The organism is Paenibacillus lentus (genome assembly GCF_042714055.1).
Taxonomy (GTDB): Bacteria; Bacillota; Bacilli; order Paenibacillales; family Paenibacillaceae; genus Fontibacillus; species Fontibacillus lentus_A.
In genome coordinates this window covers 70,841-87,207 of record NZ_JBHGVC010000009.1, presented here as the reverse complement: position 1 = coordinate 87,207, position 16,367 = coordinate 70,841, and the positions used below count along the sequence as shown (strand labels likewise).

The following is a 16,367-nucleotide window of genomic DNA, read 5'->3' as shown; positions in this document are numbered from 1 at the left end:
CTATATTTCTTCATTATAATTCATGAAAACCCCTCGCGGCGGAATACTATGCCTAATTCATTTGTAATTTAGGGAGAGCACAGCGCGGCTTGTCTGAGGTACTCCGAACAAAGAAGAGGCGAAATTAGGCATGTTAGCGACCAAAAGCAGGGGTTTTTAGGGTAATGAATATAATATGGCAATTTCAGAAGAAGGAGGAATTTCATGCTGCGGACAAAAATCATTTGTACGCTCGGGCCGGCTTGCGATACGATAGAGACTTTGAAGGAAATGATTCAGGCTGGCATGACCGTGGCCCGCTTGAATATGGCGCATGGGGATCCGGAGGAGCATGCGGGCAGGATCCAGCGCCTTCGCGAGGCAGCGAAGGCGTTGAATGCGTATATCCCGGTTATGATGGATATTAAGGGGCCAGAGGTGCGCATCGGGAAGCTGAAGGAAGCGTCCTGCACATTGACGGCTGGCGAGGAGCTGATCCTGACGACCGAGGAAATGGAAGGCGATTCGCGCCGGATTTCGGTCAATTATGCGGAAATGCCCTCAGTCGTGCGGAAGAATGACCGCATTCTGATTGACGACGGCCTGATCGAGCTGAGCGTGATCAACGTTGAAGGAAATGAAATTCGTTGTCTTATCAAGAGCGGGGGCCTGCTTAAACCGCGGAAGGGCGTAAATTTGCCGGGAATTCATACGACTCTGCCGGGGGTGACGGAAAGGGATATTCGCCATATCGGCTTCGGTCTGGAACAGCAGATCGAGATGATCGCGGTGTCTTTCGTCCGCAAGGGCGATGATATCCGTGAAGTGCGGAGAATCCTGGAGGAGCGCGGCGCCGGGCACGTGCAGATTATCTCCAAAATCGAGAACGAAGAGGGCGTCGCAGAGCTGGATGATATTATTGAGGCATCCGACGGCATTATGGTAGCGCGGGGCGATCTCGGCGTAGAGGTTCCCGTGGAGAACGTCCCGGCGATGCAGAAGGAAATGATCGACAAATGCAATTTGGCCGGCAAACCGGTTATCGTTGCCACGCATATGCTGGAGTCGATGCAGGTCAATCCGCGCCCAACGCGCGCTGAGGTCAGCGACGTCTACAATGCGGTGATTCAAGGTGCGGACGTGGTCATGCTTTCGGGAGAGTCCGCGGCAGGGAAATATCCGGTTCAGTCTGTGCAGACGATGGCCAGGGTGGCTCAGCAGGCAGAGATTACAATCGACTATCGGGAGCAATTTAACCGGAAAAGAGCCCAGCATGCCACCAACATTACGGAGGTCATCAGTCAAGGCGCTGTAAGCGCATCGCTGGAGCTCGATGCCAAAGCGATCATTACTTCGACCGAGAGCGGCTTTACGGCCCGGATGGTATCGAAGTATCGTCCCAAGGCCCCGATTCTAGCGATTACCTATGATCGGCATGTATTGCCTGCGGTTTGCCTGCTGTCGGGCGTCTTTCCCTTCCTGGGAGAGCATGTAGCCACTGTGGATGAAATGGTCGAAACAGCCATTCAGCGGGCGCTGAAGACAGGTTATGTGAACCCGGGCGACACCATCGTACTCTCTGCCGGATTGCCGCTGGGTCAGGCAGGTACGACCAACCTGCTTCAGATTCAGCAGGTTCAGGCTTGATGAATTCTTCATTAAGCCTGGATGGTGCATGAAGGAATTATTCCAGGCAAATTGCAAATCCTCCAAGGCGAGGCATTGGTTTTAGAATCCAGTGTACGTCTTGGGGGATTTTTAATCGGATTCATAATAAATTGAAAACATTTGCGCATTATTCGCATTCACACTCTCTGTAAGCTTATGCTACGATTTTAGTAAAACCTAGCTGAATTAGGAGAATGAGTGCGATGTTTAAACAACATGAGAACAGTATTTATGAGAGAACAGGAACAGATATCAATTCTGTATTGAAAGCGCTTGCGAATCGGTATGTAGCTGACCAACCTGCAGCGCCGTTCAGTTATCGCGCTTTTAATCGGGAAGGTATCCAGCGAGACAATGACTTTCGTTATGTCTTCGATTTGGCGGAGCGGTTTCCTGAAGCGAAAGTGGGGCAAATTTGCTACGCATGGGGGATGGTGTGGAGCGACAAGGCAGAGGCGGAGATGACCTGGCTCGCCACGGCATGGGGGCCGCTGGAAGTATTCGTGAACGGCCGCAGCATTTACCGCTCGCTGCCCCAGGAGGAACGGCCTAAGGTTAACAGGGAATGCCGTGCCTTGTTAAGCGAAGGCTGGAATGATATCGTGCTGAAATTTACGAAGACGCGGGCCGGATTTGGCGGGCGATTTGGAACGACGAGCAGCAAATGGGTGATTTTCAACGCCATTATAGCCTCTCAAGAGAGAAGCGGCCAAGAGGGCTGGCTGTTTAGCGAGCCATTGGATGAAGCGGTGAAAGAGCTGCCGCAAGCCGGGCAATCTGAATATGACGGAGACGGAGTACTGAAATGGTGTCCGCGACCGGACTGGACAGACGAGCAGCAGCTTTTGACGCCGATGGAGCGATTGTTCGGTACGGCTCATGGACAAACCGCCTTTGCATGGACGAAATTTCACGCTAGCCGGATGGAGGATCGGATTTATCGGATCACAGGAAATCATCTTGGTCCAACCACTCTGTTCCTGGATGGGGAAGAGGTGTATCATTCCGAACAACCTGGAAAATTTGAGTTCAAGGTGGAATTATCCTTCGGGTCGCATCAGTTGATGATTCGTGATACGTATGGGCCATCCTGGGGGACTACGGCAACGGTATGGTCGGGAGACGAGAGGGTTCCCTTTTTGCCACCGGTTCCTGTTCGAGGGTATACGGGAGCATGGTTATATATAGGCTCATTTGATGAAGCGCGGCTTCCCGAGGTAGGCGAACTTGCGGATTTGTCCCGGGTTCACGCTGACGGCGGGGAAGGAACGTATTGGCGTGGGGATTTGCCGGGAATATGGATTCGTCCTTACCTGGAGGCTCCGCTGTTCGGGAAATGGAACTACCCTGTAGGAGTGACGCTGTACGGATTGGCGGAGACGGGAAGAATGCTGTCGCGGCCGGATCTTGTTGCTTATGCAGCGGAACATGTAGCTCAAGCCGTGAAGTGGTATTCCTATACGAAATGGGATTATGATCAGTATAAGGCCACAGGCATTAATCAGTCGATTGCAGATATCGACAGTCTGGACGACTGCGGATCATTTGGATCCACCATGCTTGAGATATACCGGGATAACAAGCAAATGACAGATGTGGAATCACTTGCGCACGAGATTGGGACTTATATTAGGGAAGTTCAGGAGAGGCTGCCTGATGGAGCTTTTTATCGAAAACACTCCCAGGGTGAGCATACGATGTGGGCGGATGACTTGTATATGAGCGTTCCTTTTCTATGCCGATATTACCAGTTAACTGGTGAAGTTCGGTATATCGATGATGCAGCCCGTCAGTTCCTGCTGTTCCGCAAATATCTTTACATCCCTGAAGAGAAGCTGATGTCTCATGTGTACGACTTTGAGCAAGGACTGGCAACGGGAGTGCCCTGGGGCCGAGGCAACGGTTGGGTGCTGTTCTCCTTATCCGAATTATTGACGTACTTGCCAGAACAGCATCCAGACAGAGAGGCGCTGCTGGAAATGTTCCGAACGCTCAGCGCAGGGTACCTTGTTCACCAAAGTGAAGAAGGCTTATGGCGTCAGGTCATCAACGAACCTGATGCCTACCTGGAGACATCCTGTACCGCGATGTTCATTTACGCTTATGCTCGCGGCCTCCGGAACGGCTGGTTAACAGATCGGTCTGCGTTTACGGAAAGTACATTTCGTGCATGGGAAGGCTTGACCCGCCATAGTATCGATGTCCAAGGGAATCTGTACGGCGTTTGCCGGGGATCGGGATATTCCCATTCCAGCCATTATTATAAATATGATTTGCTTCCGCAGCTGAACGATACGCATGGTATTGGCATTGTTATGCTGGCCGGCGTGGAGCTGCTGCGACTGATGGAATGGATGGATACGGGCGTGGAATAACCGGGTGGAATAAAATAATCTAAAGGAGCTTCTTCATTGGTGATGTATTATAAGCTCACATCGTAATGCCAAAGATGGAAGCTCCTTTATTTGTCATGTCTTTATTTTATGATAGAACGTTGCGAGGCTTACTTAAGTTTTGCAATGGATATTCAAAGCTTCATACTGTCGGAAATAAAATATTACATAAAAAGAATTAAATGGTATACTTTAGTTGTACAACATTCCTTAACAGAAAGCTTCAGTTTTATAAATCTACAATAAAGGCGGTATTATGATGTCAAAAATTATCAGTGTCATACTTTGTTTATTTATTATTACAGCGTGTGATACTATGAGTCAAAGTCAAATGCCTCAAGAATTATCTTCTTTTTCTCAAGAAATTCTAAATAAGGCTGGTGTGTTTCCTAACTTTATAGATGCTTCAAAATACTCAGGTGATGAATCTGAGATTGTTAGAACTCTAAACACAGCAATGAAATACTCTCTTGATAATAATTTAGATGGTTACAAAAGCTTATTGTCGCTTGAGCATCCAGGTAAATATGAAAACACAGAGAATAAAAAAGTTCTGAGTATTATTGTATCCCTCGGTTCTCCAAAATTTAATTTCCTATCAGATTTTAGTGCAGAAGTCTTTATCGATCAATCCCAAATTACTGTAGATGATCCTGAAGCAACCGTATCGTCGACTACCAAGCTTTATAATATGGTAAAAGAAAATAACGAGTGGAAAATTCTATCTGTTCAAAATTAAGCTGCACTTTGAATAAGAAAATACAAGCAGAGGGAGGGCCCTCTGCTTGTATTTTTTTTATAGCCAAGTTGTAGCATTTACAGTAACCATGCTATGCACTTTTCGCATTGTGGTATCTGGTTTTGGACACCAAAATCCATTTGATCCCCCAGATTTATAACGAATCTGAGATGACCCTCCACCATCCAACATGATTGCAAAAGTACAACCAAGACCTGCCATAAATTCTCTTACAGCCCAAGCTGTTTGATTGTCGAATACTGCTAGGATAATTTTTCTTTTTTGATTAATATATCGATATCCAATTGCGGTTCTTGCAGTTGCGCTTTTTGGAGAGAATCGATAAGCATTTTCGGAATTAGCAGTAGGTTTTTTATCAACTGCCCCACTGCCATTAATATCATTATAGTAGTCATCCGATGAACTATATGCTTTTGTTGGATGCAAGCTATATCCTCCAATTGCCCATACCACATTACTTGTGGAGGAATTTGGATAATCCAGATAACTTTTAACGGGTTTCGTATCAAAGAAATGGATACCTGCCGCAGGATCAAAATAGTACATTGTTCCCCTCTGTGAAGAATAAACCGATCCTTCATAAGTTACCCCAGTGGTAGTATCGCCATTATTAGCAACCTTTGCACTCAATCCGTTAGCCATTCGATTAACAGCTATACCCGTTAAGGTGGTACCGGAAAAAAAAGTACCATTGATACCGTATTTACCGGATTCTTCAACGCTTTTTCCACTGATACTTTCCACCTTTATTGCGTCCAAATCGGCCTCAATATAACGTACAGCCTTACTGTTATGCGTAGTACTTACATATTTCGCTTCTGACATTTTAAACACCTCACTATAATTGTTTTAAAATTTTTTAAATTGACACTGAGAAAGGGAAGTGAAGAAATTTAGTGAACATCTTCCCAATTCTCTAAATTTCTCTATCGTCAGCGTCTTATTATTTAAAGTGAAGATTGTATTCATTTAAACAACCCATTTTATTTTTTTAATTTATTTGCAGGCAAGAATTTTCTATGTAAATAATGAAAAAAGAAAAGAAGCTATTAAAGTAATAATGCTTCTTTTCCATCAGGGTCAGTTATTTTCAACATATAGGACTAGTTCACCCGTTCTAAGTTTGTAAAGAGAGAAGAAAATTTTGAAAAGTCTGGAACTTGATCTAAATCATAGGACAATATCTTTTTGATAACGATTTCAATAATACTTTGTTCAAGATCTTCTTGCCTGTCATATTTTACTTTTTGTCGAGCGCCTGTTATAGCTGGCGTAAAAGCTACTATTATCTGGTATAGAGCCTCGCGGTCTCCATTTTGGGCATGATATACTAGATCAAATAGCTCTTTTTTCATTAATATCCCCACTCATCTTTTTATTAATTACTTCCGTTAGCTTTAAAATTGATTCTGTTAGAATTTCGAGTTTTTTTTCAAAACGGATGAGTAAATAGCCAGTAAGAACAATAGGAAAACCAACTTGACTGATTGCAGTTAATAAATAGGTCAGGGATTGGGAATTGTCCAAGTGAATCACCTCCCTTCCTTCATTGCCAATCTAAGATTTTTTAAAGCCATGTTTCTGGTTTTACAAACGGCTTGTGTGGATACTCCAAGTAAATTGGCGATTTCATTATCTTGATAACACATCGCATAATATAGAGTAGTTATTAACTTTTGTTTATGAGTTAGTAAACTAAAAGCAAGAGCTAGATCCTCATTTTTAATAGAATCTTGAAATTTTATCGGATCTGAATAGACCTTTTCAGCAATTAATAATTCTCTTTGATTCATTAACAAATCGCCGATTGTAGATAAGTTTCCATCGTAAGAAACTGGACTGTCAAAAATAAGCGGATTGCGATAAGTCCTTTTTTGAGTGATACGCATATAATCAATTGAACTATAATTTATTGTAGAACTAAGATACTTCACAAAGCGTATGCGGAAAAAATGTCTTCGAAAATTATCCTCAAGTATTCGCTTACTATCTTCGTGACCATCTAGTGCCCTTAACAATAAATCGATGTTTTCAGTATTTTGAAAAAAGTCTCGCACTATTCGATTAGAAAAAATTGACTTATATTTACTACTAAGTTCTTCAAAATTACGTATCTGTTTTTCTGACATCAACCTCCGCCCCCCTTTAATTAAATCCCATTTACAATTAAAGTGTATTTTCCAGTCCTGAAATCAACCTGGTTGAAATATTTTCCAAAATAGGAACTTGCGTTCTTGTGCATATTATACCATTTTTGTAGATAAATAGTTCCTATTCTATAATTGAGAGAGTATGAGATCTAGCCCGAAGGATTGACAGCGTCGTGGTTGTCGTGTAAGATGTGTCTTGGCTATTTCGTTGTGGTTTGCTGCAGCTGCCAAGAACGAGTGTGACAATCACATAGATTTTCGTATAACCTCGCTGAATTAGCATAATAGAACGGTGCGAGGGTTTCTACTGGAAGCCGTAACTTCCTAGCTACGAGAATGAGAATGATTTTATAAATTCTTATTTCGTAGCTAGGATTTTTTGCGTTTCTGGGATTATTTCGGTTTGAATTGAGGAGGATTTGCAAGGAATGAAAATGAAATACCTACTGTCCGTATTAATTGGAGCAAGCAGCTATGGCGTGTTGTCGACCATCGTTGTACTCGCTTATAGCCAAGGATATCAGCTTGGCGAAGTAGTCGGGACGCAGCTGTTGACGGGATGCATATTGGCATGGCTGCTGGCGATGTATACCGCATGGAAAGAGCGGCGCAACAAGGGCAGGCAATCAGGGACGGCGGAAGACCCAGCAGCAGGTTCGGCAAAGTCGGGGGCTTCAGCGAACCGTTCGTCCAAGCTGACTTGGAAGCATCGGTTGCTGCTGATGCTGGCCGGGACGCCGACGGCGATCACGGGGCTGCTCTACTATCATTCGCTGCGTTATATTCCGGCTTCGCTGGCGATCGTGCTGCTTTTTCAATTTACGTGGATCAGCGTCCTGGTTCAAGCGGTCAGCAAACGGCAGCGTCCGAACGGGATCATGCTGTTGACATTGGTACTGCTGCTCGGAGGTACGCTGTTTGCCGCTGGCCTTATGGAGCAGAAGGCTGCTAATTTTCCAATGATCGGCATTGCACTGGGACTGCTATCGGCTGTTAGCTACACTCTGTTTATTCTATTCAGCGGTAAAGCGATACCGTCGGTTCACCCGGCATATCGAAGTGCCTGGATGATTACAGGCGGGCTGGTGCTGGTGTTCATATTGTTTCCGCCGTACTTCTTGTTTAATGGCTTGTTGTGGAGCCAGCTGCTGCTATTCGGCTTCCTGCTCGGCCTGTTCGGAGCCTTTATCCCACCGGTGCTGTTTGCGGTCGGCGTCCCTCATATTGGCGAGGGGATGGCGGGAATCCTTGGAGCTGCGGAACTGCCGGTTGCCGTTCTGCTCTCCTCATTCGTTCTTCGCGAGCACGTAACGATGCTGCAATGGGGCGGCGTTATCATCGTTCTGTTCGGAGTCATGCTGCCGGAGCTTTATAAAATGAGAGCAAGAACGGCGAGGCGTCTGACTTAGCGTTTTCTTGCACATGTTGGCACACCTTCTTTAGATCGGCTGGTTCGATTGGAGGAGGGTGTGCTTTTTGCTGTTGAGGTGGCCCGTATTTTTATTTGCATTGAAAGCCAGGAAAAGTGACACTATGAATAGTACTTACACTTGTCCCAGAATTCATGTGAGGTGAGAGCAGCATGATCCAGGTGGCGGCAGCAATAATCGAGAATGAACGAGGGCATCTGCTGATTGCACGGAGGAAAAAAGGAAAATCTCAAGCAGGGCTGTGGGAATTTCCAGGCGGAAAGATCGAAGAAGGCGAAACTGGTGAGGAGTGCCTTCGTCGAGAGCTTAAAGAGGAAATGAATATTGAGATTGAGCCGTACGAATTTGTTGGCGCGAATGACTATTGGTACGGAAATCTGCATATCCGGCTGTTTGCCTGGAAGGCAAGATACACGGCTGGGACAATAACCTTAGTCGATCATGATGAATACCGCTGGGTAGGGAAGAGTGAGCTGGACTCATTTGCATTTGCCGAGGCAGATAAGGTGTTTGTACGCCTCATTTATCCCTGCTAATCATATAATTCAATAAGTGCTTAAGAAAAACGTTGTTTCGCGGCATTTCATTCAAGGTTTCCATGGCCTGGCAGTAGTGCTCCCACATCGCTCTTCGGGCCCCTTCATGACCGAGCAGAGTTACAAAAGTCGAATTATTGTTTTCAACATCCTGACGGACGGGTTTGCCTAATAAGCTTATTTCGCCTTCCCAATCCAGCAAATCGTCCTTAATTTGAAAGGCGATGCCTGCATGATAGGCATATTTCTTTAAAGACGCAATTTCCGTCTCCTTGACCTGAGCGAGTATGGCAGGCATGACGAGACAAGCTTCAAAGGCGATCCCCGTTTTGTAAAAACATATCGTATTCAGCTGCTCAAGCGTTAATGCCTTCCCTCTGGACTCCAAATCCATCGCCTGCCCCAGGCAGATTTCGCCTGCTTTTTGGGAGGAATAGCGCATCAAGGCCAGGACGGCTTCGGCGTTGAATCCGCTCAGGGACGATTGCTCTTCAACGGCTTTCTGAATCAAATAGAGACCCGTCAATTCCGCGGTGGCACTATCATGAACCTGATGCAGCGTCGGTCGCCCCCGGCGGGTAGACGCATTATCCTGTGAAGGCAGATCATCGAAAATCAGGGAAGCCGTATGCATATATTCCAATGATTTCAGCAGCGGCATGATCGCCGAAGCCTGCAGCTTATATTCGTGTACACCCATGACCCAGGTTAAAATGGGCCGAAGGCGTTTGCCATCGCCTTGAAGACTGTAATTTGCAGCATCAATCAGCGACTCTGTGACGGGTGAAATCCCGTCGGATTTAGAAATTTGCAATTGTTGATTGATCTGCTGACGGACAGAATGGATCGTATCGATAAAGCTCTCTTTCTCTTTGCGGCTGTTTCTTAGAACGGTGACCACCTGATCCCGAAGCAGCTTGTCAAGGAAATCCACATCATCTGCTTTTTGAACGATACGTTGGATGAGCCGATTGAATTCCGGATTTCCGGAGGCAAAAATGTCCATGACCTCGTTGTACTTTTCTTCCCCAAGGCGTTTTTTGCAGCGTTTTAATCCGTTAATGGCACGATCCAGGATGACCTCGCGGGTCTTGGCATCGGAACGATACACGTGATGGATCAGGTAGGAAATGACCGTCCAGTATAATTCATAGGGATTGATCAGATCCGGACGCTGCTCACGGTATTTTAAATAATACGTATAAGGTGTTACCGCTCCGGCCTTCATATCGTCGAACATATCCGCAAAATCATCCGCGAGCTGATTGTAGATCCCATAATAGAACGTTCGCTGCTCAAAGCCTTCATCCTCGGGTGCACTGATGACAGAACGGACAATCAATCGGGAAGATGAGGATTTCAAAATAACAGGCAGGTAGATCTCCTCGTTGGTGTATGCCGAATGCGAGAGCTCCTTGACGCGATCCAGATCCTGAGCATGAAAAAACACATAGGATTGCTCAAAAAAAGTATTTATTGCTTCTGGCGGCTGGCAGCTCCTGATATACTCAAAAGCATCCCGAAGCTCCGAATACACGTAATGGATGAAATTGCTGTGTTCTCCGCTCCACTCTCCTGATTCTGGAACAGAGCCGGTAAGCAGCGCGGTTCTTATCATATGGGAATATTGTTCCTTCTCTTGGGGATTCAAAATTTCGGAATCCAGAAGATCGTCTATAAAAGGATAGGTCAAGCCATAGGAGTAGCCGAGCCGGATCGCTTTATCCAGTCGCCTGGAGCGCTCGTCAGGCCTTAGGCTGTCGTTCATCTCTTCCATAACATGAAGAACTACTCCGAGGATGATCTTCATCAACTTTCTCTGGGCATGCTCTGCGTCCATTCCCTCGGGAATGTGGGAGGATACATTGTTCAGCTTGTTGATCAGCCAGATTATGGCGCTTTCGATATTTTCCTTCTGAGCCCACCGATACAGCCCGGCCAAATTCATAAAGTCAGGCTGGTCTCCTTGATTTGCTCCGGTGGAACGAAGCAAGTATTTTTTAACATCCGCCGTTGTTCGTTCAATGCGGGCTCGGGTATCGGGAGAGTCCAGAGCTTTGCCCAGATCGCGCATGTAAATATAGGAAATGCTTCGATCCAGATAATCGTCCAATTTGCCAGTATGATTCAGCCATCCGATATATTTGTGATAGCCCAAGGTGTCGGCAGTCTTGTTGCCACGTGGGAGCAGAGCATGCCAGAAGTGATGAATATGGTTCTTTTTCCACAATTGAATATCTGTTGTCAGGGTTTGCAGAGCAGTTTGCTCGATAAGCCGCTGTTGGAGGGATGCCAAATACTGAGCTGCCTTTTGCTCCGCCTTCTGGTACCATATATTGGCTTGAACCGTAATTTCCTCAATCATCGTTGGATCCCCTCAATTTCTATGGTTGATTAACAGATTATGATTACATCTTTATACGTGAAAGAAATTTATTGGTTACAAATCGTGATGCGGAGTAATATATTGCCAAAATGTTGTTTGCTAAATAGTATTTCTTTAAATCGATAATTTTTAATATGTGAGGTATGAGATGAAAAACATCCCCAATTCGATATCCATATTAAGACTTCTTTTATCTGTATTTCTGCTTTTTGTAAAGCCTTTTAGCATTACATTATGGGTTGTTTATTTCATTTGTGGATTCAGCGATATGATCGATGGATATCTTGCAAGAAAGTTCAACTTAACAAGTCAGCTTGGAGAAAAGCTTGATAGTATTGCCGATATGGTGCTTGTCGTTGTAATGATAGTAGTTCTTGTTCCCATATTATCGATCTCTATAGGAATATACATATGGATAGCAGTGATTGGGGTTATTCGAGTTGCGGCATTATTAGTAGGATTCTATAAATATTGTTCTTTTGCTAGTCTTCATACATATGCAAATAAAGTAACGGGGCTGCTTTTGTTCGGAGTTCCTTTTTTTCTCGATTGGATAAATATTAATATTTTAGGAGTTATCATGTGTACTGTAGCAAGCCTTTCGGCTATTGAGGAATTGATCGTACAAATAACATCTAAAGAGTTGTCGAGAAACGTTAAAAGTATATTAGCGAAGAAATGATAAGGATCATCCTGTCCTAAATTCCCGGGGGATACTGTCTGTAATTGGCGTGCGTTTTTGAGTGTAGTCTGTATCATACATTTTGGTAAAATAAGCTGGGGTGGTAGAGATGCAAATAAACAGGCTGCTTGAAATTGTATATATTTTATTGGATAAAAAGCAGGTAACCGCCAAACAATTAGCGGAGCAGTTTCAAGTATCCCAGCGGACGATTTATCGGGATATAGATGCACTGAGCGCGGCGGGAATACCCGTGTATACGAATAAAGGAAAAGGTGGTGGTATTCGTCTGCTTGATCAATTTGTGCTGGGCAAATCGATGCTGTCAGACAAGGAGCAGATGGATATTCTCTCATCACTTCAAGGCTTGAATGCTTTAAATGTTCCAGATGTTGAGCCCGTGCTGAATAAACTCGCTGCGATCTTCAACAAAAATTCCACGAGCTGGATTGATGTCGATTTCTCCAGGTGGGGCTCTGATTCTACGGAGCAGGAAAAGTTCAACATGCTGAAAGCGGCGATTTTAAATAGAAATGTAGTGACCTTTGACTATTTTAGTTCCTATGGAGAAAAAACCGAGAGAATCGTAGAGCCTGTAAAGCTGATTTTTAAAGGGCAAGGCTGGTATATTTATGGATTTTGCAGGTCGAAAAATGATTTTAGAATGTTTAAAGTGACCCGAATCAAAAATTTAACTTGCTCTATGGAAACTTTTGCAAGAGAGATACCAGGGGATATTTGGAGCGATCCTCTGGACATGAACAATAGAACGGTGAAGCTTGTTTTAAAAATCGAGTCTAGAATGGCGTATAGGGTTTATGATGAATTTGATCAAGACAGTATTGCTAAAAATCCAGACGGGAGCTTTATTGTACGGGTGAACTATGTCGAGGATGAGTGGGTGTATGGCTATATTTTGTCATACGGTAATGATGCAGAGGTTATAGAGCCCGAGCATGTTCGGGATATTATACAGAAAAAGCTGGAGGCGAGTTTACGAAAATATTTATGAGCTGGCTTTTATAATATGACACGCTGTTGTCTAATTAGTACTGCTATACTGACCTCAAGATAATATGAAAAGAGGTATAGCACATGAATTATGAAATCGTGCATGTAGAAGAAAAAACAGTTGCAGGACTCCGGATCAGAACCAGCAACAATGACCCGAATATGAGCCGAAGCATAGGCGAGCTCTGGCAGCGGTTTTATCAGGATGGAATTTATTACTCTATACCTGGCAAACGGAATGATAAAAGCATTGGCTTATACACCCATTATGAGACGGATGTTAACGGCGCATATGATGTGATGGTATGCTGTGAAGTTGAAAGCTCTGCAGAGATTCAAAAAGAAACGATCCCCGCTGGGAAATATGCTAAGTTTATTGTGCAAGGTCATGTGCAGCAGGCAGTCGCTGAATTTTGGACGAAGCTGTGGTCCATGGAGCTGGATAGAAAATTCACTAGTGATTTTGAAGAGTACCAAAGCGGTGGAGACATGGAGAACGCAGAAATCCACATTTATATAGCATTGAATTAACTCTCGCACCGTGCGTAGCTCCTGGCGCGCGGAGTTTCGCTTCATGACGGCGGTCGATTGACCACATGAATAGGGCTACGATTTTACCGTACCAACTAAATATGAACTGACTATAACGGCAGCTCGTTGTAGTCAGTTTTTTTGCTGATTTAGCATATAGGTTACCTAGAATTCATGGAAAGGAGGATATTTAGACGCTGGGTAGGAACCTGTTCATTATGAATGATTTATATGGTTTTTGTACGTTCATCGTGGACGAATTTGCAATAAATGTCCATACAAATGTGGACACTAAGAAGATTATTAATCAATTTATTGAATGAACTGCATATTGTGATTTTCATATAATCGAATGCTACATATAGATGTTTTCAGATGATGAAAATATATCTCTAGAACAGAAAAGTGTCCACTATTTGAAAGACATTTTGGTAAAATAGTCCACCATTAAAGAACAAAATTGTAGAAATTCAATTTCGTAATTTAGAAGGAAAATTAGGGAATTGTTTTCATTTGGTAATGGGTTCTATATACAGTGTCCCAAGCTTGCCGTATTATAAAAAATAATAAAGTTTGTAGGAGGCCATCGGGAAAAGTGGATAATAAATTCAGTTATGATCAATATTTAGTTAGACAAAAGATAATCTCCGTATTGGGGGCCAAGTTTCATATTTATAATGCCAATCAAGAGCTGGTCATGTATTCTCAAATGAAGGCCTTTAAGCTAAAGGAGGACATTCGGCTGTACAGCGATGAGAGTATGAGCGAGGAATTGCTGACGATCAAGGCGCGTAGTGTGATCGATTTTTCAGCGACTTATGATGTTTATGATGCGCGTACGGGCGAGCATGTCGGAGCTCTGCGGAGAAAAGGCTTGAAGTCTATTTTGAAGGATGAATGGATCATTATGAATGCGGGTGAAGCCGAGATCGGAAGGATTAAGGAGGATCGCAGACTTCTTGCATTTCTGCGCCGGTTCCTCAGCAACTTGATTCCGCAGAGCTATAATGTAGAGATGAATGGCAGCAGAGTGACTACCTTTAAGCAGAACTTCAATCCGTTTGTCACGAAAATCAATGTGGATTTCTCCAGCGACCCGTCTCATACGCTTGATCGCCGCCTTGGACTTGCTGCAAGCGTATTGTTATGTGCGATTGACGGCAAGCAGTCTTAACAAACCATTTGACAATTGAAAATCAATTCACTATACTTTCTGTAAACTTATATGTCAATTACGATGAAGGAACGAAGTAGCGGGCAGTCACTGTTCTCAGAAAGCCAGGGGTTGATGGAACCTGGCAACATTACTGAACCTTGCGAATTACACTCCGGAGTATCTTGGGTAAAGCCAAGCGGGTTGGCTCACGATAATGAGCTGAGAGTGGTATGATGAAGCCGGCCGGCATTAGTATCATCGTACAATTTGGGTGGTAACACGGTTAATTTAATCGTCCCTGTAGTCTGATAAAGACTAGGGGACGTTTTTTTATTTTATGAGATTATAGGGGGCTGAACAGGTTGAACATTATCGATGAATTGGAATGGCGTGAGGCGATTAATCAGCAGACGGATGCAGAGGGACTTCGTAAGCTGACCGAGGAGAAAGCGATCTCCTTGTACTGCGGGGTTGACCCGACGGGAGACAGCATGCATATCGGGCATTTGATTCCTTTTATCATGCTGAAAAGATTTCAACTGGCAGGGCATAAGCCTGTCATTCTCATTGGCGGAGCGACCGGAACGATCGGCGACCCGAGCGGACGTCAATCCGAGCGTACCCTCCAGACGATGGAACAGGTGCAGGCTAACGTAGACGCATTAACCGCGCAAATGAAAAAGCTGTTCTTGACCGACGGGGACAATCAATTGCGAATGGTGAACAACTACGATTGGACGCATAAATTGAACGTGATTGATTTTCTGCGGGATTACGGGAAAAATTTCAGCATCAATGCGATGCTGGCCAAAGATATTGTAGCTAGCCGGCTGGAGAGCGGAATTTCGTTCACGGAGTTTTCGTATCAAATTCTGCAGTCGATGGACTACTTGCACCTTTACCGAGAAGAGGACGTGCAGCTGCAAATTGGCGGCTCCGATCAATGGGGTAACATTACGAGCGGGCTTGATCTCATCCGTAAAAAAGAAGGCCCTGAAGCTCAAGCTTTCGGCTTAACGATCCCGTTGATGCTGAAGGCCGACGGTACAAAATTCGGTAAAACGGCCGGCGGTGCGATCTGGCTTGATCCGAAGAAAACGACGCCGTACGAATTCTACCAATTCTGGGCGAATACCGATGACCGAGATGTTGTGAAATATCTGAAGTACTTTACGTTCCTGGATAAAGAGGCGATCGACGCATTGGCCGAGAAGGTACAGACCGAGCCGCATAAGCGCGAGGCGCAGATTACACTGGCTGAAGAAATGACCCGATTCGTGCATGGCGAGGAAGCGTTGGATCAAGCCAAGAGAATCACGGCCGCTCTGTTCAGCGGGGATATTAAGTCTCTGACCGCCGATGAAATCGAACAAGGCTTCAAAGAAATGCCGACCTTCGAAGCGGCCAAGGAATCCAAGAACATCGTCGATTGGCTCGTTGACGTAGGTATCGAACCCTCGAAGCGCCAAGCGCGGGAGGATATTACGAGCGGAGCGATCTCTCTGAACGGCGAGCGAGTAAATGAACTTGAGTTCGAGATCTCGGTCGATCTGGCGATCGAAGGCCGCTTCATCATCGTCCGCAAAGGGAAGAAGAAGTATCATTTGGTGAAGCTGGTTTAGGAGTAAAGAGCATAAGGCACAGCATTTTCCTGCGGGAGGGTGCTGTGCTTTTTTGTTTTAGAA

Annotated in this window: 15 protein-coding genes, 1 riboswitch and 1 other annotated feature; of the genes, 10 read left to right on the top strand and 5 right to left on the bottom strand. The window is 44.8% G+C overall.

What is annotated here, in order from left to right; all coding sequences use genetic code 11:
- Positions 1-204 precede the first annotated feature (204 nt).
- The 3 genes from pyk to ACE3MQ_RS19285 all read left to right on the top strand — a co-directional run bounded on the left by pyk (position 205) and on the right by ACE3MQ_RS19285 (position 4,779).
- Complete coding sequence (gene pyk, locus ACE3MQ_RS19295; protein WP_379395651.1) at positions 205-1,626, top strand: pyruvate kinase; 1,422 nt, start codon at positions 205-207, stop codon at positions 1,624-1,626.
- A gap of 224 nt (positions 1,627-1,850) precedes the next feature.
- Complete coding sequence (locus ACE3MQ_RS19290; protein ID WP_379395649.1) at positions 1,851-4,022, top strand: glycoside hydrolase family 88/105 protein; 2,172 nt, start codon at positions 1,851-1,853, stop codon at positions 4,020-4,022.
- Positions 4,023-4,299: 277 nt separating this feature from the next.
- Positions 4,300-4,779, top strand: a complete 480-nt coding sequence (locus ACE3MQ_RS19285) for a hypothetical protein (protein WP_379395647.1) — start codon at positions 4,300-4,302, stop codon at positions 4,777-4,779.
- 57 nt (positions 4,780-4,836) lie between these two features.
- Here the strand turns inward: ACE3MQ_RS19285 and ACE3MQ_RS19280 are convergent, their stop codons facing one another.
- The 4 genes from ACE3MQ_RS19280 to ACE3MQ_RS19265 form a co-directional block, all read right to left on the bottom strand.
- Positions 4,837-5,625, bottom strand: coding sequence for a phosphodiester glycosidase family protein (locus ACE3MQ_RS19280; RefSeq protein WP_379395645.1), 789 nt, complete (start codon positions 5,623-5,625; stop codon positions 4,837-4,839).
- Positions 5,626-5,903: 278 nt separating this feature from the next.
- Positions 5,904-6,155 carry a helix-turn-helix domain-containing protein gene (locus ACE3MQ_RS19275; protein WP_379395643.1) on the bottom strand — a complete coding sequence of 84 codons (252 nt, stop codon included), beginning with the start codon at positions 6,153-6,155 and terminating at the stop codon, positions 5,904-5,906.
- A complete protein-coding gene (locus ACE3MQ_RS19270; protein WP_379395641.1) occupies positions 6,136-6,327 on the bottom strand; it encodes a YvrJ family protein in 192 nt (63 codons plus the stop codon). The genes ACE3MQ_RS19275 and ACE3MQ_RS19270 overlap by 20 nt, the downstream gene beginning before the upstream one ends.
- A gap of 5 nt (positions 6,328-6,332) precedes the next feature.
- A complete protein-coding gene (locus ACE3MQ_RS19265; RefSeq protein ID WP_379395639.1) occupies positions 6,333-6,929 on the bottom strand; it encodes a sigma-70 family RNA polymerase sigma factor in 597 nt (198 codons plus the stop codon).
- Positions 6,930-7,188: 259 nt separating this feature from the next.
- Positions 7,189-7,301: riboswitch (purine riboswitch) on the top strand.
- A gap of 83 nt (positions 7,302-7,384) precedes the next feature.
- On the opposite strand from ACE3MQ_RS19265, the gene ACE3MQ_RS19260 reads away from it, so the two are divergent.
- Complete coding sequence (locus ACE3MQ_RS19260) at positions 7,385-8,359, top strand: EamA family transporter (protein ID WP_379395920.1); 975 nt, start codon at positions 7,385-7,387, stop codon at positions 8,357-8,359.
- Between the two features lie 173 nt (positions 8,360-8,532).
- On the top strand, positions 8,533-8,916 hold the full coding sequence (gene mutT, locus ACE3MQ_RS19255; protein ID WP_379395637.1) for an 8-oxo-dGTP diphosphatase MutT: 384 nt from the start codon (positions 8,533-8,535) through the stop codon (positions 8,914-8,916).
- On the opposite strand, the gene ACE3MQ_RS19250 is transcribed toward mutT, so the two are convergent.
- Positions 8,900-11,281, bottom strand: a complete 2,382-nt coding sequence (locus ACE3MQ_RS19250; protein ID WP_379395635.1) for a polyprenyl synthetase family protein — start codon at positions 11,279-11,281, stop codon at positions 8,900-8,902. The two genes, mutT and ACE3MQ_RS19250, sit on opposite strands and share 17 nt — an antisense overlap.
- Positions 11,282-11,450: 169 nt before the next feature.
- On the opposite strand from ACE3MQ_RS19250, the gene ACE3MQ_RS19245 reads away from it, so the two are divergent.
- From ACE3MQ_RS19245 to tyrS, 5 genes are all read left to right on the top strand, one after another.
- Entirely contained in the window at positions 11,451-11,984 is a 534-nt protein-coding gene (locus tag ACE3MQ_RS19245; protein ID WP_379395633.1) for a CDP-alcohol phosphatidyltransferase family protein, read from the top strand.
- A gap of 109 nt (positions 11,985-12,093) precedes the next feature.
- Positions 12,094-12,996 (top strand): helix-turn-helix transcriptional regulator, encoded by a 903-nt coding sequence (locus tag ACE3MQ_RS19240; protein ID WP_379395631.1) that lies wholly within the window; start codon positions 12,094-12,096, stop codon positions 12,994-12,996.
- A gap of 83 nt (positions 12,997-13,079) precedes the next feature.
- Positions 13,080-13,526: a GyrI-like domain-containing protein gene (locus ACE3MQ_RS19235; protein ID WP_379395629.1), complete on the top strand. Its 447-nt coding sequence runs from the start codon at positions 13,080-13,082 to the stop codon at positions 13,524-13,526.
- 595 nt (positions 13,527-14,121) lie between these two features.
- Positions 14,122-14,700, top strand: a complete 579-nt coding sequence (locus ACE3MQ_RS19230; protein WP_379395627.1) for a hypothetical protein — start codon at positions 14,122-14,124, stop codon at positions 14,698-14,700.
- A 54-nt stretch (positions 14,701-14,754) separates the two neighbouring features.
- Positions 14,755-14,985, top strand: a binding site (T-box leader).
- A 59-nt stretch (positions 14,986-15,044) separates the two neighbouring features.
- A complete protein-coding gene (tyrS, locus tag ACE3MQ_RS19225; protein WP_379395625.1) occupies positions 15,045-16,304 on the top strand; it encodes a tyrosine--tRNA ligase in 1,260 nt (419 codons plus the stop codon).
- Positions 16,305-16,367: the final 63 nt, after the last annotated feature.

Bases quoted from the DNA above. Each gene is read 5' to 3' on its own strand.
- pyk (WP_379395651.1), top strand. From the start codon at position 205: ATGCTGCGGACAAAAATCATTTGTACGCTCGGGCCGGCTTGCGATACG.
- ACE3MQ_RS19290 (WP_379395649.1), top strand. From the start codon at position 1,851: ATGTTTAAACAACATGAGAACAGTATTTATGAGAGAACAGGAACAGAT.
- ACE3MQ_RS19285 (WP_379395647.1), top strand. From the start codon at position 4,300: ATGTCAAAAATTATCAGTGTCATACTTTGTTTATTTATTATTACAGCG.
- ACE3MQ_RS19280 (WP_379395645.1), bottom strand. From the start codon at position 5,625: ATGTCAGAAGCGAAATATGTAAGTACTACGCATAACAGTAAGGCTGTA.
- ACE3MQ_RS19275 (WP_379395643.1), bottom strand. From the start codon at position 6,155: ATGAAAAAAGAGCTATTTGATCTAGTATATCATGCCCAAAATGGAGAC.
- ACE3MQ_RS19265 (WP_379395639.1), bottom strand. From the start codon at position 6,929: ATGTCAGAAAAACAGATACGTAATTTTGAAGAACTTAGTAGTAAATAT.
- ACE3MQ_RS19260 (WP_379395920.1), top strand. From the start codon at position 7,385: ATGAAATACCTACTGTCCGTATTAATTGGAGCAAGCAGCTATGGCGTG.
- mutT (WP_379395637.1), top strand. From the start codon at position 8,533: ATGATCCAGGTGGCGGCAGCAATAATCGAGAATGAACGAGGGCATCTG.
- ACE3MQ_RS19250 (WP_379395635.1), bottom strand. From the start codon at position 11,281: ATGATTGAGGAAATTACGGTTCAAGCCAATATATGGTACCAGAAGGCG.
- ACE3MQ_RS19245 (WP_379395633.1), top strand. From the start codon at position 11,451: ATGAAAAACATCCCCAATTCGATATCCATATTAAGACTTCTTTTATCT.
- ACE3MQ_RS19240 (WP_379395631.1), top strand. From the start codon at position 12,094: ATGCAAATAAACAGGCTGCTTGAAATTGTATATATTTTATTGGATAAA.
- ACE3MQ_RS19235 (WP_379395629.1), top strand. From the start codon at position 13,080: ATGAATTATGAAATCGTGCATGTAGAAGAAAAAACAGTTGCAGGACTC.